We start from the raw sequence: 24,502 nt of genomic DNA, 5'->3' as shown, positions 1-24,502 counted from the left end.
AATAATCTTTGCGTCTTTGCGTTTACTGCTTTTTGAGTTTTGGGCCGGTAGGGGTGTCCTGGACGATCCATCCGGCGGCGGCGATGGCGTCGCGCAGGCGGTCGGCTTCGGCCCAGTCTTTGTTCTTTTTGGCTTCGACGCGGGCGTTGGCCATTTCGATGAGCTCGGCGGGAACATCTTCTTTGGGCGGCTCGAGGAAGCCGAGGACGCTGTCGATTTTTTTCCAAAGGTTGGAAACGGCGAGCGCTTCTTTTCCAGACATTGGAAAACTCTTGTTGCCTTCGTGGACGCCGTCAAAGAGCGCGCCGAGTGCGCCGGCGATGTTGAGGTCGTCATCGAGCGCGGCTTCAAATTTTTCGGCGAGCGTGGCGGCCCATTCGGGCAGTTCACCGGCTTCGGTTTCTCCGCCGATGGATTCCTGAAGCTTGGCGTAGAATTCGTCGAGGCGGGCGAGGGCGGCGCGGTTGGCGTTGAGGGACGCGAAGGTGAAGTTGAGCGATTGGCGGTAGTGGGTGCCGATGAGCTCGTAGCGGATTTCGCGGCCGGAGTAGCCTTTGTCGAGGATTTCGCGCAGAGTGAAGAAGTTGCCTTCGGACTTGGACATTTTTTTGCCTTCGACCTGCAGGTGGGCGTTGTGCATCCAGTATTTGGAATAGAGGCAGCCGTTGGCGCCTTCGCTCTGGGCGATTTCGTCTTCGTGGTGCGGGAAAATGTTATCGACGCCGCCGCAGTGCAGGTCGAAGGTTTTGCCGAGGTATTTCTGGCTCATGGCGGAACATTCGATGTGCCAGCCGGGGCGGCCTTTGCCCCAGGGTGAATCCCAGACGACGTCGCCGTCTTCTTCGACGTAGCCTTTCCAGAGGGCGAAGTCGGCGGCGTTGTCTTTGTCGTATTCGTCCTGGTCCACGCGGGCGCCGGAGCGCATGCCTTCGCGATCGAGGCGGGCGAGTTTTCCATATTCCGGAAACTTATCGATGGGGAAGTAGACCGAACCGTCGTCGGATTTGTAGGCGAGGCCTTTTTCGAAAAGTTTTTCGATCAGTTCGATCATTTCCGGGATGCAGTCGGTGGCGGCGGGATAGTGCTCGGCGGGCTGGATGTTGAGCGTTTTGAGGTCTTCGAAGAAAGCATCCTTATAGGTCTGCGTGTATTCGCGCAGGGGCTTTCCGGTTTCGCGCGAACCGCGGATCGTTTTGTCATCCACGTCGGTGAGGTTCTGGACCTGCGTGATTCCCATTCCCTTATACTGGATCCAGCGGCGCAGAAGATCTTCAAACATGTAGGCCCGGTAGTTGCCGATATGTGCGTAGTTATAGACCGTCGGCCCGCAGGTGTAGAGACGGACGTGGTTGTCTTTGAGCGGAACCAGCTCTTCGAGCTGACGGGACAGGGTGTTGTAGATCTTAAACATGAGACGTTGGTTATCGTTATGGGTTCAGAGTTATCAGTCATTCACTGATATCTCATATTTTCTGATAACACTCTCCTTTTCTGGTAACAAATAACAATTTTCGGATAACTGACTGTCATGCCCTCGAAAGGAAGCGGCGCTCTTCGGTATCGACTTTGATGATTTCGCCGGGGGCGATGTACTCCGGAACCTGGACGATCAGACCGGTGGCGAGAGTGGCAGGTTTGGTGCGCGATGTGGCCGAGGCGCCTTTCATGGACGGCGGACATTCGATGATTTCCATTTCCAGTGTGGCGGGCATGCGAATGGTCAGCACTTTGCCGTCAGAAATCAGCGCGGTAATGCCTTCCATGTCTTCGATGAGGAAGGGAAGTGCGTCTTCAATATCGCTCTCGAGCAATTCAAACTGTTCGTAGGATTCGAGATCCATGAAGGTGTAGCGGTCACCTTCCTTATAAAGGTACTGCACCTGCGTGGTATCGAAAGAAGCTTCCTGAAGAGCGTCACCGCCTTTGTAGCTTTTATCCACCTTGGCTTTGGTGGTTACGTTACGGAAACGGACGCGATAAATGGTGTTGCCTCCGCGTGCAGTTGGTGTGCTCAGCTGAATGTTTTCAACGGTATGCGGTACGCCGTCAATCTCGATGACGGATGATCTTTTCAAATCTGCAGCTTTTATCATTTTCAAATTTCTCCGGTTCAAAAGGGCGGTAATCTATTACTTGCGAGCCGTCGACGCAAGTCTGACGGTAAAATTTGCAAAAATGAGAATCTTTCGTTGTGCGCTGTCAAGTGTGAGAGTAGGGTCAGATTTTCTACGGCTGTGATTTTCTTTGTGTGCCGGAGAGTTTGGGAGTTTTTATGAAGCATATATGGATAGGAATGGTTTGTCTGGCGATTGCCGGACAGGGACGCGCAGGAACGTTGAGACTGAAAAACGGTGCGGTCGATACGTCGTCTTTACCTGTGAAGACAATGAGTTTGGCTCTGCCGGCAGCAGTTCAGCAGGAGACTCTGGATGGTAAAATCTGTCAGCTGGTGCAGTTTCGCGCAACACCGAGCGGGGACGATCAAAAACAGCTGCAGGCTCTGGGGGGCGAGATTGTCGGCTATGTGCCGGACCATGCATTCCTGGTGCTGATTGATTCTGCAAAGTCTGATTTGCCGCAAACTCTGAGCGGTGTTGAATGGGTGGGATCCTGTTTTCCGGAATACAAAGTGAGTGCAGCCCTCGATATGACCCAGCCCGAGCTGGAGGTCGTGATTTCTTTATTGAAACCGGGCTTTCTTCCGCGTGTTGAATGGTGGATTGAACAGCAGCAGGGGACGGTTGTGGACTCAGGGAAAAGCACCACTCGCGCATCAATTCGGGCGACGCTTTCCGCGGATTCTGTAGCTGCGCTGGCTGAACTGGCCGAGGTGGAGTGGATTGAGCCGTTTATTCAAATGGAGGTCTTCAATAATGTTGCCGTTGAAGCGCCGCGGATGAATGTGAAGACCGTTTGGGAGACGCATGGGTTGACCGGAGCCGGGCAGGTGGTTGCGGTTGGAGATACCGGGCTTGATTTGGGAAATCTGGAGACAATCCATCCGGATTTTTCCGGACGTATTCGGTATGCATCCAGTTATCTTTACGGGGATAATTGGAAAGATTACAACGGGCATGGAACCCATGTTGCCGGTTCGGTATTGGGAGATGGTTCGGCATTCAGCAACGGACTATATCGCGGAGTGGCTTATGAATCTGAGCTGGTAATGCAGGCACTGGGAGACAACAGCGGGACTGCGGCGATCTATGGCCCCAGCCCGCTGGGAATCCTGTTTGAAGAGGCTTATACCAACGGCGCCCGGATTCATCATAACAGCTGGGGCGCTGATGCCGCCGGAGCATACACATCCCAATCTCGCGATGTGGACGATTTTATGTGGCAGAACGACGATATGCTGATTGTCTTTTCTGCCGGAAACGCTGGAGAGGATGCCAATGGCGATGGCGTGATTGACTGGCAGTCCCTCGGAGTCCCCGGAACGGCTAAAAACTGCCTGACGGTCGGCGCGGCGGAGTCGGATCGGCCTGCCGGAAGCGGCGGATATTCCAGTAAGTCATGGGGAGGGGTAAGGCCTGTGCAGTATTCGGAGCCGCCGATTCGTGACGATTTAATTTCCACGTCTGACGATGGAGTGCATCAGGGCATGGCTGCGTTTTCGAGCCGAGGGCCCTGCGCGGACGGCCGCATTAAACCGGATGTCGTCGCTCCAGGAACTGATATTATTTCCTGCCGGGCCCGGGACGGGGCTTCTGATGGATGGGGACTTCTGAGTGGGGAGGCTGGAGAGTATTATAAATTCAGCGGCGGGACCAGTATGTCGGGCCCGCTGGTTTCAGGTGTGGCGGCGCTGGCGCGGCAGTATTTTGAGGAATACCACAGTGTTCCCAATCCGAGTGCCGCGCTGCTGAAGGCGGCTCTGATTAATGGCGCAGTGTCCCTTTATCCCGGTCAGTACGGAACCAACGATTTTTTGGAAATTCCGAATACGACCGGAAACAATGTTGAGGGCTGGGGGCAGGTGAATGCCGGAAATACCTTTTTCCCGGAAGGGAAAGAAAATGTGTTTTGGGATCGCAACCGCCTGCAGACTTCCGAAAAGCATATCTTTGAACTGAATGTGACCGGGACCAATGGACTCAGCACGACGCTGGTGTGGAGCGATCCGCCGGCTTCACTGCTTTCGTCGCTCCAGCTGGTAAACGACCTCGACCTGATATTGATCTCGCCGTCCGGCGTGACGAATCGGCCCAACGGATTGGTCAGTGCGGACCATACCAATAATGTGGAACAGGTGGATCTGGCAGTTTGCGAAACCGGCCTTTGGACCATGGTGGTCTCTGGCTACAGCGTTCCGGAAGGGCCTCAGTCGTATGCGCTCTTTTCCTCGTTCAGCGGTGATGCGGGAAATACGTTTGAAGTGACGTCCGTTTGGCATGAGCCGACTATTGTCGTCGGGGCAGAGGAACCCGTGGATTTGTTTGCCAGCCTGACGACCGGCGGGAAGGCGCTGGCAGGTGTTGGAATGAGCTGGCGGGAAGACGATGGCGCATGGAAGTATCAGGCTATGAGCTTCATTGCAACCAATGGAGAGAATCTGGTGTATTCCACGCAGATTCAACCGTCTTCGGTGGGAGCTGTGGTTGATTATTATGCCTATGCCTTGCTGGACCTGGAGCTGATCACAAGCCCGACGAATCAGTTCGGCGTTAACAGCCCGGTGCTGTATGTGTCTACATCCGGTTCGCAGACCTGGCCGTATGATTCACTCGAGCGAGCGTACACCAATTTGAATCAGGCATTCAATGCTGCGCTTCCGGGAAGGGAGATTCGAGTCGATGACGGTTCGTATGAGGTACAGCTGATGTCCTTTGACGATGACATTACGCTGACTTCCTTAAATGGGCCGGGGTCAACCATTCTGGATTTCACAGCTCAGAATTATCCGGGGATCATTCTTTATGCCGGCACTGTTTCCGGGGTCACCATACAGGGCGGCTTGTCACCGGTTGACATTGCCGCCGGCGGGGTGACGGTTGCCGGCGGCACACTTTCAAACTGCTGGGTGCGGAATAACTTTTCGTACTATCTTGCAGGCGGAGTGTATCTGTATGACGGCCTGGTGAAGGATTGCCGGATCGAAAACAACCTCTGCTACTATTACGGTGGCGGGCTCCTGACGCGGGGCGGACTTGTTGAGAACTCGATTATTGATGGCAACCAGTCCGGATTGGATGCCGGTGGTGTCGAGGTGTGGGGCGGAACGATTCGCAACTGCACGTTTGTGAACAACTACGCCGGCGGCTATGGCGGCGGCGTGGATATCGGTGATGTTGCGTTGGTCGAAAACTGCATCGTGCTTTCAAACAACGCCGCTCTCGGTGGCGACAACTGGTATGAGTGGGTGCCGATGAACATGCGCTACAGCTGTACAACGCCGCTTCCTTCCGGCATTGGGAACATGGATATTGACCCGCTGTTCGCTGATTTTGATGCGGGGGACTACCATCTGCGAAGCACTTACGGACGCTTTGCTGCCGGCGGATGGGTTGTGGACTCTGAAGACAGTCCGTGCATCGATTTCGGCAATCCGCTCTCCGATGCTTCCCGTGAACCGACGGTAAGCCGCGTCAACATGGGTGCATACGGAAATACAGCCGAAGCATCCCGCAGTGGAACCAATGAAACCCGCCTGATCGTGCAGGCCGTTGACGGGGCGACCGATCCGGCTGCGGGAGTACATATTTATTCGCCGGAAGATTTTGTAGCGGTTTCTTTGGCGGACGATCCGTTTACGGTGGGTACCACTCAGTATCAGTTTTCGGCGTGGTCCACGGACAACAGCTGGGCGCGGAGTTTGAGTACAAACGAGTCGCTGGATCTTTCTATGACCAACAACTGGATTGTTCGCGTCTCGCACGACCTGTTTTACCGGGCCGATTTATATGCGGGGACAAACGGAACCGTTGCTTTCAGCAATGGCTGGTATGCTGCCAACAGTATGTTGTCCGCAACAGCCACGCCCGACCTGTATTACGTGTTTGATGAGTGGGCTGGCGAGAACACCTCGGTCGCGAATAATCCTCTGACCATTCAACTCACACGGCCCGTTGAACTCTACGCACGGTTTGTTCTGGGCCGCACCGCCAGTGGCGTGCCGCACTGGTGGCTCGGGCAATATGGATTCACCAACAACTACGACGCAGTGGCGGCCGAAGACCCGGACGGTGACGGTGCTCAGACCTGGCAGGAGTATGTTGCCGGAACGCAACCGTTCAACTCCAACTCAGTGCTGCGGCTCAATCTGGAAATGCAGCCGGGAACCAATTCGCTGTCGTGGATGGCGCAGGCGGACCGCACATACACCCTGTATTACGGAACCAACCTGACAGAAGGAATCAACAACGTGCTGGTCGAGTACTATTCAATCTTCCCGATGCCGCTTTGGCTGCCCGACTATCTGCATGCGGATCAGCCGTCCGTCTTCTACCGCCTCGAAGTCGAGTACGACGGCGATTAAAGCTTTTTCGCGAGCTGCCGGGCAACCCTCGGCAGCTCGGGATCGCGCGCGCCCATGAGGAGAACCGGCCGGCCGTCTTCGAGCAGACGTTTTTCCAGACATTGGAAATCCGGAACAAATTCCGCCGGCACGCCGGCGGCTTGAAGCTTCTCAACAAACTGTTCCGACGTGATTTTTTTGTTCACAGTCCCCCCGGCATAATAAACCGGCAGAATGAAAGCACGTTGCGCCTTTTCAGTGGCGAATGCTGCAGTGAATCCGTTGAGTCCCTGGAACAGAGGGGTGAAGCCGTGCGGACGCCAGACGGCGTTGAACGAAGGCCAGACTTCGGAGACAGCTTCGAGTGCGGCTTCAATCTTGATCGGACTGTGCGCGAAGTCGTCGATCACGTAGTCGCCGTGCCGCTCCAGTCGTCGCTCAATTCCTTTGAAGGAAGCAATTGCTTCAATACATTTCTGCATATCGAGCCCGAGCGCTTTGCAAAGCGTCAGCGCATTGTTCACATTTTCAATGTTGTGCCTGCCGATCAGCGGAGAAGGGCACTCGAACCGTTCCGGCTGTTTGATGAGGGTTCCGGCAACCTGTTCTTCAAACTGGGTGAACAGCTTTCGGAGTTCGGGAAGTTCAAAATGGTCTTCGGCAATGTTGGTGATGATTGCGTGCGCCGGGTAAAAATGGAGGAACGACTTGTCGCTTTCGTCGACTTCGATGATCCATGGACCGCCTTTAGAGCCGAAGCGAACCGACGAGCCGAAGTTGTTGATTGCTGCGCCGCAGTAGACGGTCGGATCTTTTTCCATGCATTGGAAAATATGGCCGAGCAGTCCGGTAACGGTCGATTTTCCGGCCGTTCCGGCGATGGCGATGACCTCGTTGCCTTTGCACAGCTTGGCCAGCATTTCGGAGCGATGCAAAAGAGGGATGCCCAATGACTGGGCCTTCTCAAGGTCAGGGTTTCCCTGTTCGATGGCGGTGCTGTAGACGACAAAATCGGTGTCTTTCAGAATGCCGGAGCCGTCCTGCGGAACAATGTCGATTCCCTGTTTTTCCAATGTTTGGAAAATGTCGAGGCCGGTTGCGCGGTCCGAGCCGCTTACGCGATATCCGGCGTGCGCCGCGAGCTGTGCGACGCCGTTCATTCCGCACCCGCCGATTCCAATAACGTGAATTCTCATGGTGTGAAGGTAATGATCAGTGCGACGAAACTCACGGCTTTTCTGTCTTACAGTCCGATCGTTCGAACGAAGCGCTCGGCGTCAAAGTGTTCGGCGAAGAGCTGTTCGATGGCTTCATGTTTCTGGCGGTCGTAGAGCTGCAGCTTGGTGTTGACAAAGCATTTGTAGCATGTCTGGTCGACGGCTCCGGCGTCGTCCGGAACGATCAGTGTCGGGATGCCGCTTTCTCGTACCATCGCAAGGGCTTTTTCATCCGGCATGTTGTCATTGGCGCAGTTGAGGATGATGCCTCCGAGATTGTCTCCCTCAAGAGCTCGGTCGAAATCGATGATGCGCTGCAGGCGGCAATGGGATCCGGCGCCGAGTACAGCGATGTCGCGGGCTTTCAGATGCTCTTTGGCAATGAATGATTCGCTGCCCTGGGAAACGACGTTGACCTGTCGGCAGGGCTTCTGCCAGCGCTCAATGTTTTGTTCATTCATCCGTTGGCAGGTTTTAAAACTTCCGCTGACCAGCTGCATGGACGGGTTGTTGAGATATTGGACCTGCGGCATGTAGCCGAAAATTTTCAATGACGGGTCCCACTCCGGGAAGATCCGGTTGATGGCCGGTTCTGAAAGTACAGATTTCATCATATCTGTTTTGTTGGGCAGAACTTTGTTGAACAGAATTCCGGCGACGCGGCTTTTTTTGTGGGAAAAATAGGAGAGGTCGACTTCCAGTTCGTCGAGCGGTTTGCCGATGCCGCCGCCGACCAGGTAGAGGATTTTGGCATGAAGCAGGTTGGAAACGCGGGCATTCGAGAGTCCGACAACCGCGCCGACGCCGGGATGACCGGTCCCTTCTGCAATAATCAGCCGTTTGTTCGACAGATGCTCCATGGTTTGTACGATCGCTTTTTCGTAGGCTTCGGTGCGTTTTCCGGGGTGATCGCAGGCCAGATAGTCGCGCGTAACACCGTCGCCGACTCGAACCGGGGAGAGCAGTCCCAGGTTCGGCATGTCCAGTTCGGTGAATTCCTGAACAATGCGAACGTCTTTGTCGATGCGCTCTCCGGACGGCAGCGTGACCATTTCCTGTCCGACGGGTTTGAAGTATCCGATATCTTTCGGGGCAACCACTTTGCACAGCGCGGAAATGATTCCGAGGCTGGACACGGTTTTTCCTGCGTGCTGTCGTTCTCCTGCAATATAAACCACAACCGGTTTTTTCATAATCTGTTCCTTTTCAGATGAGTTTCTCACTGATTCCGGTTTTTTCAACTCCGGAACAGGGTGTATTGTTCGGGCATTTAAAACGAGGAGGAAAATATGCCGCTTCTTAAAATTCAAACCCCCACAGAAATTCCATCCGATATGCTGGCCGCTCTTTCAATGATTCTGGCGGAAACCATTGGTAAGCCGGAGAGCTATGTCATGGTTAGTGCAACGACCGCGAATTTGATGATGTCCGGTTCTTCAGGAGATGCCGCTTTTGTGGAGGTCAAAAGTATCGGCGGACTCAGCCATGAGGTAAATGCGGCTCTTTCTGAGAACATCTGCAGGCTGCTTAACGGGACGCTTGGAATCTCAATGGATCGTGTTTATCTGAATTTTACTGAAGTTCCCGCCAGTCAATGGGGATGGAACAGCTCGCTTTTTGGATAAATCAGGGCAAAGAAGACAGGGCTATGTTCTGCTGGAATGTTTATTTTAAACATTCCGGTGTATTCTCGGGGCAGATCAGACCGGTCATCCAAGACAGTAGAAGGGCAGGGTTTGTTTTCATTGCGTGTCCTGATGTGATTTTTTCAGATTGAAAACGGTTGTAAGGAGAATGGGGCCTGGTTTTGGGCAGTGACCTCAAAGAAGAGATTCTGCATTTTCGACGCGAGAATGTGCAAAAGGGTTTTCACCAGAGAAAGGCTTCTGGTAGCGTCGACTGGTTATGTTTCGAAAAGGTCATTTGATAGGATTGATGGGAGTGCTGTTCTGCTTCACCGCGGTTGCTGATTTGTATCCGTTTTACGATCGCCTTCAGACAGAAGAAGGTTCGTTTTTTGCAGTGCGTCCATTCTATTCCAAAACGGAGCTGGAGGAAGGAACCATTCAGGACTATCTCTGGCCGCTTTATTTGCGCAAATCGTTCAAAAATGAAGAATCTTCCCGGGCGTTTCTTTTTTGGTGGACGCATAATTTTGCGACCGATTCGGAATTGCCGCGCGATCGCAACTGGCTGCTGCCAATCTATTTTCAGGGTCGGGATGTCAACGGCGAAAATTATTTCGCGCTGTTCCCTCTGGGCGGAACCATTCACGAGTTCCTCGGGCGCGACAAAATCATGTTTGTGCTTTTTCCAATGTTCGGGAAATCGCAGATCAATGAGGTGAAAACCACCAGTGTTCTGTGGCCCATCTATTCGCACACACGCGGCGACGGCATTCAGCGCGATCGGGTTTTTCCAATCGTTGGAAAAACGGTGCTCGAGAATCAGTATGAGAAAAAATTTGTCCTGTGGCCGTTCTGGACATCGGCAGAATATTTTTATCCCGGGGACTCCGGAAAGTCGTGGATTCTCTTTCCAATTCTCGGGCGCAGTAAACTGGATAAAGAAAGCACCTGGTGGGTGATTCCGCCGTTTTTCCGTTTCACGGATGGAGAGCGCGAAGACCGCCTTCTGTGTCCGTGGCCGTTCATTCAGAAAGTGAAAAGTGAGCAGCTCGATAAGTTGTTTGTCTGGCCGTTGTGGGGCCGCAAACTGGAGGCGGGCGGACGAATTGACCGTCGTTTTGCGCTCTGGCCTCTCCTGTGGTCGGAAAACACCCGGCAGGAACATCTGCAGGTGAACCGCAAACTGGCGCTGCCGTTTTTCTATTGGCAGTCCAAAAAGCTGCCGGAGCCGGAGGTGCCGGAAGAGGAGTGGGACGAAGTTTCCACGGGATGGAAAATCTGGCCGTTGATGAGCTGGAAGCGGGCGGGCGATCAATCGCGATTTCGGATGCTGGAGCTGTGGCCGCTGGACTCTGCTCCGATCGAACGAAACTGGTCGCCGCTTTGGACGCTTTATAAACAAACGAATGATGACGGGCTGGTCAAAAAAGACATGTTATGGTTCATCTGGAACAGCGAAAAAGAACCGGAAGCGGAGCGATCCGAATGGGCTTTACTGAAAGGTTTACTCGGGTATAAAAAGGACGGCGATTCGAAAAAAATGAAAATCTTTTGGTTTAGTTTAGGAAAATAATGAAGGTTACAGCGTCAGAACATCGGGAGCGAATGAGTTATCTGGATCTTCCGATCCGGTCGTTCCGGCGGCTGGGTCGGATTATTCTGATGGCCTGTCACGAGATGGGGCAGGCCCTGATTATGCTGGCTTCTTCCACGCTTTATATCCGGACCCTTTGGCGCCCGCGCGCCCGGTATGAGACATCCATGCAGCTGTATATCACCGGAATTAAGAGCCTGGGGGTAATTACGGTGGTGGCCATGTTCACGGGAATGATCCTGGCGTTGCAGACCGGCCTGGAGCTGCGCCGCTATGGGCAGGAGGAATTCATCGGTTCTGCGGTGGCGGTTTCGATGATTCGCGAAATGGGACCGTTTATGACCGGCCTGATTATTGCAGCCAGTGTCGGGTCCGCAATTGCCGCTCAGCTTGGGACGATGACTGTCTCGGAAGAAATCGCCGCGCTTGAGGTGATGTCGATTGACCCCCATCGTTTTCTGGTGATGCCGCGGCTGGTTGCTTTGGCGGTGATGATGCCGATTCTGACGATTTATACCAATCTGATCGGGATTTTTGGCGGCGGTGTTGTCGGTTCCACTCAGCTCGGTGTGGCATTTCAGGCTTATCTCGACAACGCCACCCGCTATGCCGAGAATAAGGATTTGTATGTCGGCCTGCTTAAGGCGTTGGTCTTCGGAGTCATTATCGCTACGGTCGCGTGTCATCAGGGGCTGACGACTTCCGAAGGGGCCGTTGGGGTGGGACGGGCCACCCGCCGCACTGTGATTATCTCTTTTCTGCTGATCCTGATTGTCGGCTACATGATTACACGGCTGTTTTACATATGATCAAGTTCGAAAATGTAACGAAAAAGCTGGGCAGAAAGACTGTCCTCGACGGAGTCTCTTTTGAGGTTCCGAAGGGGGAGACGTTTGTTGTGGTCGGTCTGTCGGGCGCAGGAAAAAGTGTGACGCTGAAGCACATGGTGCAGCTGTTGGTTCCGGACAGCGGAACTGTGCGCATCGGCGACGATGTAATCAGTTCCGCCAGCGGGCCGGAGCTGGCGCGGATTCGCGGCCGGTTTGGTGTGCTTTTCCAAGGCGCGGCGCTGCTGCAGTGGTTAACGGTGTTTGAGAATGTCGCTTTGCCTTTGCGTGAGCACACCAAAATGAGCGAAGAGGAAATCGAAAAAACCGTCCTCGAAAAACTGAGTCTGCTGAATATGCAGGAAGCGGTTGATAAATATCCTTCCGACCTGTCCGGCGGAATGCAGAAAAGAGTTGGGCTGGCGCGGGCCATCGTAATGAATCCGGAGATTATTCTTTACGACGAGCCGACATCCGGCCTCGATCCGGTCACATCGCGCCTGATTGACGGACTGATCGAAAACCTTCGCAATGAACTGGGCATTACCAGTGTGGTGGTGACGCACGATCTGCACAGCGCTCTGGCCATCGGCACGCGTATTATGATGATTGACGGTGGAAGAATAGTTGAAAACGCTACCCCTGAAGAATTTATAGAATCAAAAAATGAGACCGTTCAGCGGTTCCTCGAGTCCCAGTACATCACCCGTCGAGGGGAATGGGAGAAAGGAATGAAGAATCATGCCTGATAAATACAAAAAAGACCTGAGTATTGAAGTCCTTGTCGGGATGTTTATGTTTGTAATCCTGATTGCTCTGGGAGTTTTCACCATCGTGCTCAGCCGACAGAACTTTCTGCAGAAAAAATATCCAGTTAGGGTCATCTTCTCAGAGGTCGGTGGGTTGCGCGAAGGCGACAATGTGTTTCTGCGCGGCACCAAGGTGGGGATTGTCAAAGCCACTTATCTGGAGAACAATCACGTGATCGTCGAAAGCGATCTCGAAGTTCCGGTGGAATTCCGAGAGGGTTATAAAGTGGAAGTGGTGGCATCGTCTATGCTGGGTGGTAAACTGCTGAAACTCTATGAAGGACCGCTGGGAGCTCCGGCACTTCCTCCCAGTACGACCATTATGGGGGATGAACCCATTGATATTCTGCAGGAGCTGGGTGATGCCGTCGGTGAGTTTAAGGCAATGACCCGGAAAGTGACCGCTGGAGAAGGTACCTTGGGTCGTCTTCTTTCAGATGATGAAATGTATAAATCACTGAAAACGATGGTGGATAACCTGAATGTCATCAGTGCCAAACTCTCGAATGGAGAGGGAACCATCGGAAAGCTGATTCAGGACGAGACAATTTATAACGACGTTCAGAAGACGGTTGCCAATTTGAGCGATGTCAGCGAACGTCTAGTGAATGGAAAAGGAACGCTGGGCAGACTTCTGTCCGAAGATGACGCACTGTATGCCGACGTTTCCAGTGCCGCTGCAAATATTCGCGAAATTACAGAGAAAATCAGGTCCGGTGAGGGGACTCTCGGCAAGCTGATGGAAGACGATCAGATGTATGTCGAAGCGCAGAAGCTGTTCGAAGAGCTGCGCGCCGCGATTGATGACATGCGTGAAACCTCGCCGGTTACAACCTTCAGCTCTGTGGTTTTCGGGGCCTTCTAAAGGAAAGAAACAGGATGGGTGATGATTACCCGGTTTACGGTCCGCAGGTAAAACGTCCGCTTCGAGTGCGGGTGCTTCAATTGGCTTCGGTTATCTTGGCTGTGGCGGGCCTGATCCTGCTCTATTTCTATTCCATCCATCGCGATATTCCTGTGGTAAAGGTGGCGGAAATCAATCCGGCCATGAACTTTGCCTATGTGCGTATCACCGGCGAGGTCATTCGCGACGCCTACGTATTCAAATCCGGTGGAGTTGTTTTTACCCTGAACGACGGTAGCGGGGACATCGCCGTCATGGGGGGGCGGGCGCAGGCCGAAGCCCTCCAGCGTGCGGGCCGCCTGCCGTATGTCGGCGATCGGGTCGAAGTGGCCGGCAGTCTCAGCGTCAGCGCGGATCAGGAGATTAAACTCCGGATGCAGTCTGCCGACCAGATGATCTTGCAGCGCAAACGTTCAGATACATCCTCTGCAATCATGTTGAACCCGGTGCCGCTGGCGGAGGTGTCCGCCGCGCAGAAAGATGAACGGATTTCGATCGTCGGAACACTCAGAAATATTCAAATCCCGGGTCCCGGCTCGAAAGCTCCCTATGTGCTGACGCTGGAACGGGACGGCGCAGAACTGGAGGTTGTCTTTTGGGACAAGGTTTTTCAGAAATTGGAAAAAACTCTTCCGATGCCTGGAAAAATAATCAGCGCATCCGGCAAGGTGGATGTTTATAAAGGCAAGGTGCAGTTGAAAGTATGGGACGACGCGGATCTGCATGAAGTGCCCGAGGCACAGATGCCGATTAAGGCATCGATTGCCGACATTAGAGCCGAGCAGGAAGGAGCTGTTTTTACAGTCACCGGAACACTTGGCGAACCGCGCTCCATTCCCGGTGGAGTATGCTATCCCATTCGCGATGAAACCGGCGATATGGCTGTTCTGTTCTGGGATAAAAAAGTGTCCGGAGAAGAACGTGACGCGCTCGAAGAAGGCGTGAGGTTGCGGGTGACAGCGCCGCTGGTTGCCTACAAAGGAACTCTCGAACTGATTCCAGAAAATATTGGTGCATTCAGCGTGGAGATGAACGAATGATCGTCGTGGCAGCACTTTCAGTGCTGGCCGGAACGGCGCTGGCCTGTTTTCTGGCTGTTTTGCCGGGACTTCACATTTATAACGTGATGGGTTTGGCGGTGTTGCTTATCTATAAAATGCAGAGTATTGGGATGGCGGTCGTTCCGGAACTATATCTGCCGTTCATGATCGGGCTTGTCGTCGGCTGGTCCGTGCTCAATACCATTCCTTCGGTCCTTCTCGGCGCGCCGGACGAAAGTGCCATCTTTACCGTGCTGCCGGGGCAGAAATATCTGATGACCGGGCGTGGTTACGAAGGCGCAATGATCATTGGCGCGGGCAGTCTGATCGGTCTGTTCATACTCGTGTTTATCGTGGCGCCGTTCGCTCCGAAATTCCTGCCGGTTGCTCGCAATGTGTTTGCTCCGCATATGCACTGGATTTTGTGGGTCATTATCACATTTATTCTGATGACTGAATGGCCGAAGGGCGGTACCTGCGGTCCTGCCGGCTGGCCGAAATTCGCCGACGCCTGGTCCACGCTCAGCGCCGGAATTTTCACATTCATTCTTTCCGGACTGTTCGGCTTTCTGCTGCTCTACCGTGCGCCGATTGATATCGACAATGCTTTCCAGAACATCATGCCTGCTTTTGTCGGCCTGTTCGCGATTCCGTGGTGCCTGCTCAACGTGCTCTGCGGAGCGAACGTTCCGAAGCAGTACGTGCGCGACACGCTGAACATCAACGGAGACCTGCTGCTGCGCGGTGGCATCGCCGGCGGCATCGGAGGCGGCTTTGCCGCATTCTTTCCGGTCGTGACCGGCGGGGTGGGCGGACTGCTGGCCGGGCACGCCACAGCCCAGCGGGACGAACGGGTCTTCCTGATGTCTCAGGGCGTTTCCAAAGTGGTCTACTATGCCGGCGCTCTCATGCTCTTTTTTGTGCCGGGGCTGTTCCTCACCCGCGGTGGCGGCGCATGGATCATAAAAGGACTCTACACGCCGAAAACATGGGGCGATTATTATCTCGCACTCGGGTCTATCGCTCTCGCCGGCGGACTGTCCTTCCTTCTGATGTCCCCGCTCACCAAATGGATGCTCAAGCTCATGAAGAAAGTGGACTATCGTTTGATTTCAATTGTCGCGTTGGGAATCATCGTTGCGCTTGTTTTTTCAATGACCGGTGGGATCGGTCTGTTTGTCATGGTCGTCGGCACCGGTATCGGCCTCATTCCCGTACTGTTCGGGTCGCGCCGCCTCAACTGCCTCGGCATCCTGCTGCTTCCGATCGCCTGCAACATGTCCGGCATGGGCGAACCCATCGCCGCATTTTTGGGACTCCTCTGATTATGAAAGGCATCGCCCATTTTATATCCGGAGTCACGGTAGCCTCATTTTGCCCGTGGGCTGTAGAGACTGCCCAGAATGGCAATCCGGCGTATTTTATTCTCGGCGCGGTGGCCGGCATCCTTCCCGATACAGTGGATTTTAAGTTCTACCGCTTCTTCTACAGCCACGATATCCAGATTGAACCGCACCCCGACCAGCTTGATCCGCAGCCGGTCGCCGACGCTGTCGCCAAAGCCGTTTTGCTGGCTGCAGAAGGCCGGCGCACCACGCTCAAACTGGCGACGATCAAAATGGACGCAGATAACTGGCGGCAGTATCGCGTCAGAATTGATCCGGAAGCCGGAGAGGTGCGCGTGCAGTTCGGACCGATTGTCAGCACCGGCCAGGTGCCGCAACCCGACTCGCTGCCCGAGCCGCGATCCGTTGGTGTCGCAAAGTTTAACGCGCCGATCCTGCAGAGTTGCGAGACGACCTATACCGTCGATATCTTTGACGGTCCCAGTTTCGCGTTTCAGCGCAATGAAGCCGGGGAGGTGGATGTCGACTTTCTTCCTTGGCACCGAAACTGGTCGCACTCTCTAACGGTAGGACTGGCTCTGGCGGGGATGGCTTCCATCTGGACGTGGAAAGCCGGAGTCGTTATTGCCGGGGCTTATATGGTTCACGTAATCGAAGACCAGATGGGGCATATGGGTTCCAATATTCTCTTTCCGTTTACGAAAAAACGGTTGCCTGGTTTTAAAATGATGCATTCCGGCGACGCCTTTCCCAATTTTGTTGGCGTCTGGTTCTGCTGTCTTCTCATTTTCTGGAACATCTACATGGCTGTTGAAAACCCGCTGTATCACTTCGGCTTCATTCGCCTGATGATGTACGCCATGGTGATTCCATTCGCCGTGTTCGGAGTCCTGCACCAGCTGTTGGTGCGCATAGATGGAAGTGAACCTGAAACACAGACAACGGAGTGGAATATTTAATCTGGTCCTGTACACTGACCGCTTATGAGAAAACTGATTTTTTCTTTCCTGAACGACAAAGACAATCATTTCGTGCAGTTCATTAAATACGGCATGTGCGGTGGAATCGCCACTGTGGTGGATATGTCGGTCTTTTTTCTGTTTGCATGGCTGGTTTTTCCGGCACTGACCGAAAGTGATCCGTTCACCAGGCTTCTCGGGCTGATGAATCTGGATATTCGTGAAGTGACTGAGGCCGTTCGCCTGCGCAACTACTGGATCGACAAAGTCATCTGCTTCATGTTTTCCAACTTTACGGCATATGTGCTCAACGTCCTGTTTGTCTTCAAGGCAGGCAAGCACAAGCGCCACCATGAGCTGATTCTGTTCTACGCCGTGTCAACCGTCGCCTTTTTTCTCGGAACAGCAGCCGGTGACCTGCTGATCCGTTTTGCCGGCTTCGATACCACTTATTCCTATGCCTGCGCTGCCATCGCCGCATTGCTCATCAACTACACCGGCCGCAAGTTCTTCATCTTTCATGGATAACTCTTCCAGAGACGGGTGCGGCGGAGCGCACCCCTCCCGTCAGCGCGTACAGATTTTTTCAAAAATATTCCGAGCGCAGTCGGCTTTGCCGAGGGATCCCCAGTCTTCCATGGTTTGGAAATCGATCCATGTGAACAGTCCGTTTTCGGCGCCGAGGGTGGCGGGGGTGTTGAGCACGATACCGTTGAGGTTTTTTTTCGTCAGTTTCTCTCTGGCTTTGGCTTCGCCGTCATGCGTTTGAAGCGCAAAGCCGATGGCGATCTGGTTATCCCTTTTGTCTGCGCACAGGGTTGCTGCGACGTCGGGCGTCGGTTTGAGCTCAATCGAAATATTGTTTCCAACCTTTGGAAACTTTTCGACTGATTTTTCCAAGGGTTGGAAATCTGCGACCGCCGCCGCGAAAATAATAAGATCGGTTTCGATAAATTTTTCCTGTGCAGCGGCCAGCATCTCTTCGGCACCGGTTACACGGATGATTTGTTTGCCAAGGGAGGGGAGGTTTGTTTCGGAGACCGGGCCGGAAATGAATTCGACATCCATGCCGCGTTTCAATGCTTCTTCGGCGAGGGCTTTTCCCATTTTTCCGGAGCTGGCGTTGCCGATAAAACGGACCGGATCAAAGTATTCGTGGGTCGGGCCGGAGAGTATCAAAACTTTTTTCATGCCAGCGCCTGAAGAATCGTCTGGATGATGGTGCTGGGTTCGGCCATGCGTCCGGCACCGGTGGTGCCGCAGGCCATGAGGCCTTCTGCGGGGCCGATGCGCATCCACCCGCGTTTTTCCAATCTCTGGACATTTTCCTGTACGACCGGATTTCCCCACATCTGTGTGTTCATGGCCGGACAGAAGAGCTTGGGGCAGTCGGCGGAAAGAGAGAGGGCGGAGGCCGAGACGATATCGTCGCCGAAACCGTATGCAAATTTGCCGATGATGTCGGCGGTGGCGGGCAGCACAGCAAACAGGTCGGCTTCGGTGGCCGGATAGAGGTGAGGGTAGAGTTGTCCCTTTTCCGAAGAGGGATGTGCCGGGAACAGTTCGGTGCGGACTTCCTTTTGTGACAGTGCCGCAAACGTGAGCGGAGTGACGAACCGGCAGGCGGCAGGCGTCATGGCCACCTGCACATCGTGTCCTGCCTGTTTCAGTGCACTGACGACACTTGCGGCCTTGTAGGCCGCAATGCCGCCGGTGACTCCTATGAGGATTTTTTTCATGAAGTATGAAAAATGAAAGTGTTACCAGGATTCATCTTTCAGAATCCATCGTTCACCGTTCTCTCTAGACCGCCATCACTTCCGTTTCTTTAGCGGAGAGCATTTGGTCCATTTTCTTGATATGGGTATCGGTCAGCTTCTGGACTTCCTCGAGACTTTCGTCGCGGTCGTCTTCGCTGATCTTGCTGTTTTTCTCCAGAGATTTCAGCAGGTCGTTGGCTTCTCGGCGAACGTTGCGAACAGCGACACGCTGTTCTTCGGTGGTGCGGCCTGCGACCTTGACGAGATCTTTGCGGCGCTCTTCACTCAGTTCCGGGATCGGAACGCGGATGAGACGTCCGTCGTTCATCGGAGTGATTCCGATGTTGGCGGCGATGATGGCCTTTTCGATGGTTCCCAGCGAAGAGGGGTCGAACGGGCTGATTACGATCAGGCGTGGCTCGGGGGTGGAGATGTTGGCGATATCACGCAGGCGGCTGGCGCTTCCGTAGTAATCGACTGTAATGTTTTCCACCAGGCTCGGGCTGGCTTTTCCGGTGCGCAGTCCGGCCAGTTCCTGCTGCAGGAACTCCACGCATTTGTTCATTTTATCTTCAGCTGCCAACAGAACTTCAGTACTTGATTCCATAATACTCTCCTTCGTCAATTTATTGGTCAGTGACTGACCTGCGTTCCGGCATCTTCGCCGCGAAATACCCGCAGGATCTCACCGTCTTTGAAAAAGTTGAATACGACAATCGGGATGTCGTTTTCCATGCAGAGTGAGAAGGCGGCAGCATCCATGATTTTGAGCTGCTTGTTCAGAGCTTCTGCATACGAAACCTTATCGTAGCGCACTGCATTCGGATCTACAACCGGGTCGGCAGTATAAATTCCGTCAACTTTGGTGGCCTTCATCAGCACGTCGGCGTTGATTTCCGATGCGCGCAGGGCTGCGGCGCTGTCGGTGGTGAAGTAGGGGTTTCCGGTGCCGGCACCGAAAATGACCACGCGGCCTTTTTCCAGATGGCGCATGGCTTTGCGGCGGATGAACGGTTCTGCGACAGCCGGCATGCTGATAGCAGTCTGTACGCGGGTTTCAACGCCTGCATTTTCCAGGGCCGACTGCAAGGCGAGTGCGTTGATACAGGTGGCGAGCATTCCCATGGAGTCGCCGGTGGTGCGGTCGGTTCCGCCTTTTTCTCCAGCCAGACCGCGGAAGATGTTGCCGCCTCCGACGACCACGGCGATTTCGGCACCTTCTTTGATTAATTCTTTAAATTGCCGGCTGATGCTGGCAAGGATTTCGGGGTCAATGCTAAGGCCTTTTTCTCTGTTTTGCAGGGCCTCTCCGCTGAGTTTGAGCAAAATGCGTCTGTATTTCATCTAATTCCTCTCAAGTGGTTCGGCAAACCATAAAAAAATGAATTACTGCTGACAATTTCCAAAGGATGGAAAAATGACCGGTGGTTTTTCTCATCTTTGGAAATCATTGCCGGATGCGGGTCAGCAGGTCGATCGCGGGCTGATAATCCGGTTTCTGGGAAAGCACAGTTTCGAGTTCCCGAACGGCCTGTGTGGTGCGGCCCAGATGATAGTGATCGACTAACGCCAGATTGTAGCGGGCCTCCACGTAGGCAGGGTTGAGCTGGACCGCCCGGGTGAAGGCTTCGCCGGCGAGCTCCATTTTTCCGGCGGAGTAATAGGCCAGTCCAAGGTTGTAGAAGGCGCGCTCGTAGCTGTCGTCGGCTTCGACGGCACGAATATACTGCTGGATAGCTTCGGCGGTTTTGCCGGCACGATGAAGGGTTACGGCCTGCCCAAAGTAGGTTTGTGCGGTTTTGCGATCGCGGGTCTTTGGCGGGGTATAGGAAAGTTTCGGGGCCGTTGCCGGTTCCTGCAGAGCTTGCAGCTGGGTGCGGGCAAACGCGGAGAAGGCATCAATGCCGGATGACTGTTTCAAGTAGCGTTCAAACCAGACTTTGGCCTCGGCCGGATTTCGAGCCTGATAGCGACAGATCGAGCCTAGATTGAACAGGGCGGGAGCATAATCCGGTTTTTGTCGGGTGACGGTGCGCAGTCGTTGTATCGCGGCCTCTGGTCCGCGAGTCTGCAGCTCGGCCAGGGCCATGGCGGTTTGCAGTTGAGGGTCATTCGGTGTTCGGCGGAGCGCTTTGCTCAGGTTGCGTGCGGCGTCCTGCCATTTGCCGTTTTGGGCGTAGACAACGCCGGCAAAGGCCAGCGGTTGCGGATTGTCGGGTTCCAGCAGTGCGGCTTCCCGGAAAGCACGTTCCGCTCCGGTAAAATCCTGGGTGGCGCTCAGTGCAACTCCCAGGTTGCAGAGGACCGGATATTGGTCGGAATCAATGCGCAGACTTTCGTTGAATGCGGGTACGGCGTCTTTCAGTTCACCCATTTCCCAAAGCAGCAGGCCGAGGCGGTTATAGGCATCCGCATTTTCAGTGCTGCCGGTGCGGCGTCGGATGGATTTTTCGAGCAGGGTGCGGGCTCGAACCAGATTGCCGTCGTCCCACTGTGCCAGTGCGTCATAATACAGCTTTTCGCCCGGGCGGCGACCGCAGCCGAAAAACAGAACGACAATCAGTACGGCGGGCAGAATCCATTTGAAATGACGGGGGTTCATGCGGTCTCCTTCAGCCAGACGTGGCGGGAGCGCGGGCCGTCAAATTCGCAGAAATAAATGCTTTGCCATGTGCCGAGACAGAGTCGACCGTTTTCAACCATCACCTGTGCCGAAGAGCCCATCATGCTCGCTTTCATGTGGGCGGCCGTGTTGCCCTCGAAATGGGCATAGCCGTCGGTCCATGGCACGACGCGGTCGAGAACCATTTCGAGGTCGTTCGTTACATCGGGGTCGGCGTTCTCGTTGATGGTGACGCCTGCGGTGGTGTGGGGTATGAACACCGTGACAACGCCATCGCGAAAACCGGTTTCCAGAACGAACTTCTGGACGGCATCGGTGATGTCGATGAAATCAGTGCGGGAATTTGACTGGACGCTAATCTCGTTCATGCTTAGCTTGACTCTAAACATCCATAACGACGAAGCCAGTTTAAATTTTTCAAAACCGAGGAAAACAATCATGGACAAGCTTTACCCGCTGCGTTTCACGCCCGTTTACAAAGATTACCTGTGGGGCGGAGATCGCATTCCGAAAATCTTTAAGCGCGATATGCCCGAGGGCGTTTATGCGGAATCGTGGGAAATTTCTACGCATCCAGACGGTGCAACCGTCATCGCCAACGGCCCGCTGGCCGGAAAAACGCTCGGCGATCTGCTTCCGGAGCGTAAAGATGAGATTCTGGGGAGCCATGTGAAAGGCGATGACTTCCCGCTGCTGATCAAGCTGATCGATGCGCGCGACAAACTCAGCGTGCAGGTGCACCCCAACGACGGCAACGCCGCAGAAGTTGACGGCCAGCCCAAGACGGAAATGTGGTATTTTCTCGAAGGCGATGCCGATGCGAACATCTACTGCGGTCTAAAGCCCGGAATCGGTAAAGAAGAATTCCTGAAAGCCATGGAAGACAAAACCTTTGCTGACATCCTGCAGATCATTCCGGCAGAGCCGGGCGAAGCGGTATTTGTTCCCGGCGGCCGGGTTCATGCCATCGGAACCGGCTGCCTGATTCTTGAGATTCAGCAGAACTCCAACACGACGTATCGCCTGTACGACTGGGACCGCACGGATGCCAACGGCAACTCGCGCGAGCTCCATATCGACAAAGCCCTGCAGGTGATCGACTGGGAAAACAACGGCGATCCGCACTGCGATGTGCACGGAACCACCATTCAGAGCTGTGAATACTTCCAGCTGGACCGCCACGAGCTGAGCGAAGAAACCGCGTTTCCAAACCTTGGAAAAAGTTTCCAGGCGCTGTTCATCGCCGGCGGCGAAGGAATCATCCGCTGGTCCGACGGCGAAGAAAAGCTGTTTCTCGGACAGTCATGGCTCGTTCCCGCCGCCCTTGGCGACTTCGAAATTATTCCCGAAGATGCCATGACTGTCCTGTGCACCACCATTCCGTAAAATGGTGGCGCACGCGGGGCTTATTTCAGGGCCTGGTTGATATCATCAAGCAGGTCTTCAATGTTTTCGATGCCGACAGAAAGGCGGACGAGGCCGGGGGTAATGCCACCGGATGCCTGTTGCTCTTCGGTCAGTTGTGAGTGGGTTGTGCTGGCCGGATGAATCGCAAGGCTCTTCGCATCGCCGACATTGGCGAGATGTGAGAAGACCTTGAGATTTTCAATAAACTTCCGGCCGACGGCTTCGCCGCCTTTTAGTTCGAAGACAACCGTGGCGCCATACCCGTCTTTAAGCAGCTTTTTGGCGACTTTGTGCGATGGGTGGCTGTGGAGTCCGGGATAGCGGACCCACTCGACCTCGTCCTGCTTTTCCAGGAATTTGGCGACGGCCAGCGCGTTGTCGCTGTGACGCTTTATACGCAGGGGAAGGGTTTCAATTCCCTGCAGGAACTGCCATGCATTGTCCGGCGAGATGCATGCGCCGAGATTGCGCAGCGGTACGAGCCTCATGCGCAGAATGTAGGCCAGTGGACGGAGTTCGTCGGGCAGGTCGATGGCGTAGCGGATACCGTGATAGCTTTCGTCCGGTTCGGAGAGCAGGGGGTGTTTGCCCGCCGCCCAGTTGAATTTTCCGGAATCAACCACGATGCCGCCGATACCGTTGCCGTGTCCGCCGTACCATTTAGTGAGCGAGGAGACGACAATGTCCGCGCCGTGCTCAATCGGGCGCAGCAGTGCGGCGGTGGTAAAGGTTCCGTCGACAATCAGCGGCAGCCCGTTGCTATGCGCGATTTCGGAGATCGCCTCGATGTCGGAGACGTCGAGCGACGGGTTGCCGATGGTCTCGGTGTAGAGGGCCTTGGTTTTATCGGTAATGGCCTCCGCAAAGTTCTGCGGGTTGGACGGGTCGACAAATTTTACGGTGATACCGAGCTGCGGCAGGATGTTGTTGAACTGCGTGTAGGTTCCGCCGTAGAGGTTGCTCGATGCCACAATTTCATCACCGGCCTGGGCGAGGTTGATGATGCTGTAGAAGATGGCGGCCGTTCCGGAGGCGACGGCAAGCGCGCCGGCGCCGCCTTCAAGTGCGGCGACCCGTTGCTCAAGGACATCCGTGGTGGGATTCATGAGGCGGGTGTAGATGTTGCCCAGCTCTTTGAGGCCGAACAGATTCGCTGCGTGCTCTGTGTCTTTGAAGACATAAGAGCTGGTGCGATAAACGGGAACCGCACAGCTGCCTGTGGTCGGTTCTGGCGTGTAGCCCGCGTGGAGCGCCAGTGTTTCTGCTTTGTTACTCATGATTTCCCTCTCATTTCTTTTACTTGTTTTAAAGCGTTTGAGAGAGGGGCGGCGAGGCGCTTCCAACTTTCCCCGGTCCGGGGCGCATCGCCTTGTGCAAGGCAGGCACCTTTGTTGTCAGGTTGCCGGGCACATTACCTGCGCCTCTCTCAATGCTTGGAATGCAACATACCTTTTTTTTGGGCGGAGTCAACTCCTGTTGTGAAAAATATTAGAAAAATAATCACAGTTTGTGTGTTTGTGTCTGCGGGCGGTGAAATCAGGAGGTCGTTTTTCCAGTATTTGGAGGCGGAATAAGCCTGTTTTTGTTTGATTTTCCAAACTTTGGAAACAGAAAATATCCCATACATTTAATGTATGAAACGATCACAGCTTCAGTCGGGATTGCAGTTCGGCGGGGCTGATTCCGCTGATGCGCAGGGTTTTGTGCCGGCTGGTATCTCCCTGCAGGAGTTCGATCTGTGATTTGGACAGCTTCAGGGTTTTGCTCAGGAATTTGATGAGTGCCTGATTGGCTTTTCCGTCGACCGGAGGCGTGGTCAGCCGGATTTTTACTGCGCCGTCGTGAATGCCCTGGATTTCGTTTTTCGACGCGCGCGGAACGGCGCGTACGCGCACTTCCAGTCCTTTCGATGTTTCATTCATCCATTCCAT

Annotated in this window: 23 protein-coding genes and 1 riboswitch; of the genes, 11 read left to right on the top strand and 12 right to left on the bottom strand. The window is 54.2% G+C overall.

Annotated features, from left to right (window positions below; translation table 11 throughout):
- Positions 1 to 22 precede the first annotated feature (22 nt).
- Both cysS and efpL read right to left on the bottom strand, forming a co-directional pair.
- Entirely contained in the window at positions 23 to 1,411 is a 1,389-nt protein-coding gene (gene cysS / locus GT409_RS00235) for a cysteine--tRNA ligase (RefSeq protein ID WP_160625971.1), read from the bottom strand.
- Positions 1,412 to 1,526: 115 nt separating this feature from the next.
- Complete coding sequence (gene efpL / locus GT409_RS00230; protein WP_160625970.1) at positions 1,527 to 2,093, bottom strand: elongation factor P-like protein EfpL; 567 nt, start codon at positions 2,091 to 2,093, stop codon at positions 1,527 to 1,529.
- A 179-nt stretch (positions 2,094 to 2,272) separates the two neighbouring features.
- Between efpL and GT409_RS00225 the strand changes: the two genes are divergently transcribed.
- Positions 2,273 to 6,478, top strand: a complete 4,206-nt coding sequence (locus GT409_RS00225; protein WP_160625969.1) for a S8 family serine peptidase — start codon at positions 2,273 to 2,275, stop codon at positions 6,476 to 6,478.
- Here the strand turns inward: GT409_RS00225 and GT409_RS00220 are convergent.
- The gene (locus GT409_RS00220) at positions 6,475 to 7,653 is read right to left on the bottom strand and encodes a UDP-N-acetylmuramate--L-alanine ligase (protein ID WP_160625968.1); all 1,179 of its coding nucleotides are present in this window, start codon (positions 7,651 to 7,653) and stop codon (positions 6,475 to 6,477) included. The two genes, GT409_RS00225 and GT409_RS00220, sit on opposite strands and share 4 nt — an antisense overlap.
- Before the next feature lie 47 nt (positions 7,654 to 7,700).
- On the bottom strand, positions 7,701 to 8,867 hold the full coding sequence (locus GT409_RS00215; protein ID WP_160625967.1) for an AAA family ATPase: 1,167 nt from the start codon (positions 8,865 to 8,867) through the stop codon (positions 7,701 to 7,703).
- A gap of 96 nt (positions 8,868 to 8,963) precedes the next feature.
- On the opposite strand from GT409_RS00215, the gene GT409_RS00210 reads away from it, so the two are divergent.
- The 9 genes from GT409_RS00210 (at position 8,964) to GT409_RS00170 (ending at position 17,309) form a co-directional block, all read left to right on the top strand.
- Positions 8,964 to 9,299 (top strand): phenylpyruvate tautomerase MIF-related protein, encoded by a 336-nt coding sequence (locus GT409_RS00210; RefSeq protein ID WP_160625966.1) that lies wholly within the window; start codon positions 8,964 to 8,966, stop codon positions 9,297 to 9,299.
- 310 nt (positions 9,300 to 9,609) lie between these two features.
- Complete coding sequence (locus GT409_RS00205; protein WP_160625965.1) at positions 9,610 to 10,875, top strand: hypothetical protein; 1,266 nt, start codon at positions 9,610 to 9,612, stop codon at positions 10,873 to 10,875.
- Positions 10,875 to 11,705: an MlaE family ABC transporter permease gene (locus tag GT409_RS00200; RefSeq protein ID WP_160625964.1), complete on the top strand. Its 831-nt coding sequence runs from the start codon at positions 10,875 to 10,877 to the stop codon at positions 11,703 to 11,705. The genes GT409_RS00205 and GT409_RS00200 overlap by 1 nt, the downstream gene beginning before the upstream one ends.
- On the top strand, positions 11,702 to 12,472 hold the full coding sequence (locus GT409_RS00195; protein WP_160625963.1) for an ABC transporter ATP-binding protein: 771 nt from the start codon (positions 11,702 to 11,704) through the stop codon (positions 12,470 to 12,472). Before GT409_RS00200 ends, GT409_RS00195 begins: the two co-directional genes overlap by 4 nt.
- A complete protein-coding gene (locus GT409_RS00190; RefSeq protein ID WP_160625962.1) occupies positions 12,465 to 13,397 on the top strand; it encodes an MlaD family protein in 933 nt (310 codons plus the stop codon). The genes GT409_RS00195 and GT409_RS00190 overlap by 8 nt, the downstream gene beginning before the upstream one ends.
- 14 nt (positions 13,398 to 13,411) lie before the next feature.
- Positions 13,412 to 14,476, top strand: a complete 1,065-nt coding sequence (locus GT409_RS00185; RefSeq protein WP_160625961.1) for an OB-fold nucleic acid binding domain-containing protein — start codon at positions 13,412 to 13,414, stop codon at positions 14,474 to 14,476.
- Positions 14,473 to 15,801 carry a tripartite tricarboxylate transporter permease gene (locus GT409_RS00180; RefSeq protein ID WP_160625960.1) on the top strand — a complete coding sequence of 443 codons (1,329 nt, stop codon included), beginning with the start codon at positions 14,473 to 14,475 and terminating at the stop codon, positions 15,799 to 15,801. Before GT409_RS00185 ends, GT409_RS00180 begins: the two co-directional genes overlap by 4 nt.
- Before the next feature lie 2 nt (positions 15,802 to 15,803).
- Positions 15,804 to 16,781 (top strand): metal-dependent hydrolase, encoded by a 978-nt coding sequence (locus tag GT409_RS00175; RefSeq protein WP_160625959.1) that lies wholly within the window; start codon positions 15,804 to 15,806, stop codon positions 16,779 to 16,781.
- A 24-nt stretch (positions 16,782 to 16,805) separates the two neighbouring features.
- Positions 16,806 to 17,309, top strand: a complete 504-nt coding sequence (locus GT409_RS00170; RefSeq protein ID WP_160625958.1) for a GtrA family protein — start codon at positions 16,806 to 16,808, stop codon at positions 17,307 to 17,309.
- A gap of 39 nt (positions 17,310 to 17,348) precedes the next feature.
- On the opposite strand, the gene GT409_RS00165 is transcribed toward GT409_RS00170, so the two are convergent.
- The 6 genes from GT409_RS00165 to GT409_RS00140 form a co-directional block, all read right to left on the bottom strand.
- The gene (locus tag GT409_RS00165) at positions 17,349 to 17,972 is read right to left on the bottom strand and encodes a phosphopantothenoylcysteine decarboxylase domain-containing protein (RefSeq protein ID WP_160625957.1); all 624 of its coding nucleotides are present in this window, start codon (positions 17,970 to 17,972) and stop codon (positions 17,349 to 17,351) included.
- Entirely contained in the window at positions 17,969 to 18,520 is a 552-nt protein-coding gene (locus tag GT409_RS00160) for a flavoprotein (protein ID WP_160625956.1), read from the bottom strand. The genes GT409_RS00165 and GT409_RS00160 overlap by 4 nt, the downstream gene beginning before the upstream one ends.
- A gap of 64 nt (positions 18,521 to 18,584) precedes the next feature.
- Positions 18,585 to 19,148, bottom strand: a complete 564-nt coding sequence (gene frr, locus GT409_RS00155; protein ID WP_160625955.1) for a ribosome recycling factor — start codon at positions 19,146 to 19,148, stop codon at positions 18,585 to 18,587.
- A 26-nt stretch (positions 19,149 to 19,174) separates the two neighbouring features.
- The gene (gene pyrH / locus GT409_RS00150; protein ID WP_160625954.1) at positions 19,175 to 19,885 is read right to left on the bottom strand and encodes a UMP kinase; all 711 of its coding nucleotides are present in this window, start codon (positions 19,883 to 19,885) and stop codon (positions 19,175 to 19,177) included.
- Positions 19,886 to 19,988: 103 nt separating this feature from the next.
- Complete coding sequence (locus tag GT409_RS00145) at positions 19,989 to 21,143, bottom strand: tetratricopeptide repeat protein (RefSeq protein WP_160625953.1); 1,155 nt, start codon at positions 21,141 to 21,143, stop codon at positions 19,989 to 19,991.
- Positions 21,140 to 21,532, bottom strand: coding sequence for a secondary thiamine-phosphate synthase enzyme YjbQ (locus GT409_RS00140; protein WP_160625952.1), 393 nt, complete (start codon positions 21,530 to 21,532; stop codon positions 21,140 to 21,142). The genes GT409_RS00145 and GT409_RS00140 overlap by 4 nt, the downstream gene beginning before the upstream one ends.
- Positions 21,533 to 21,602: 70 nt before the next feature.
- On the opposite strand from GT409_RS00140, the gene GT409_RS00135 reads away from it, so the two are divergent.
- Positions 21,603 to 22,550 (top strand): type I phosphomannose isomerase catalytic subunit, encoded by a 948-nt coding sequence (locus GT409_RS00135; RefSeq protein ID WP_160625951.1) that lies wholly within the window; start codon positions 21,603 to 21,605, stop codon positions 22,548 to 22,550.
- Between the two features lie 20 nt (positions 22,551 to 22,570).
- Here the strand turns inward: GT409_RS00135 and GT409_RS00130 are convergent, their stop codons facing one another.
- On the bottom strand, positions 22,571 to 23,848 hold the full coding sequence (locus tag GT409_RS00130; protein WP_160625950.1) for an O-acetylhomoserine aminocarboxypropyltransferase/cysteine synthase family protein: 1,278 nt from the start codon (positions 23,846 to 23,848) through the stop codon (positions 22,571 to 22,573).
- A gap of 54 nt (positions 23,849 to 23,902) precedes the next feature.
- A riboswitch (SAM-I-IV-variant riboswitch) is annotated at positions 23,903 to 24,009 on the bottom strand.
- Positions 24,010 to 24,214: 205 nt separating this feature from the next.
- Positions 24,215 to 24,493: a DUF167 domain-containing protein gene (locus tag GT409_RS00125; protein WP_269844958.1), complete on the bottom strand. Its 279-nt coding sequence runs from the start codon at positions 24,491 to 24,493 to the stop codon at positions 24,215 to 24,217.
- Positions 24,494 to 24,502 lie beyond the last annotated feature (9 nt).

It is taken from the genome of Tichowtungia aerotolerans (assembly GCF_009905215.1).
GTDB classification, from domain to species: domain Bacteria; phylum Verrucomicrobiota; class Kiritimatiellia; order Kiritimatiellales; family Tichowtungiaceae; genus Tichowtungia; species Tichowtungia aerotolerans.
This window is presented reverse-complemented; position numbering and strand designations above follow the sequence as displayed.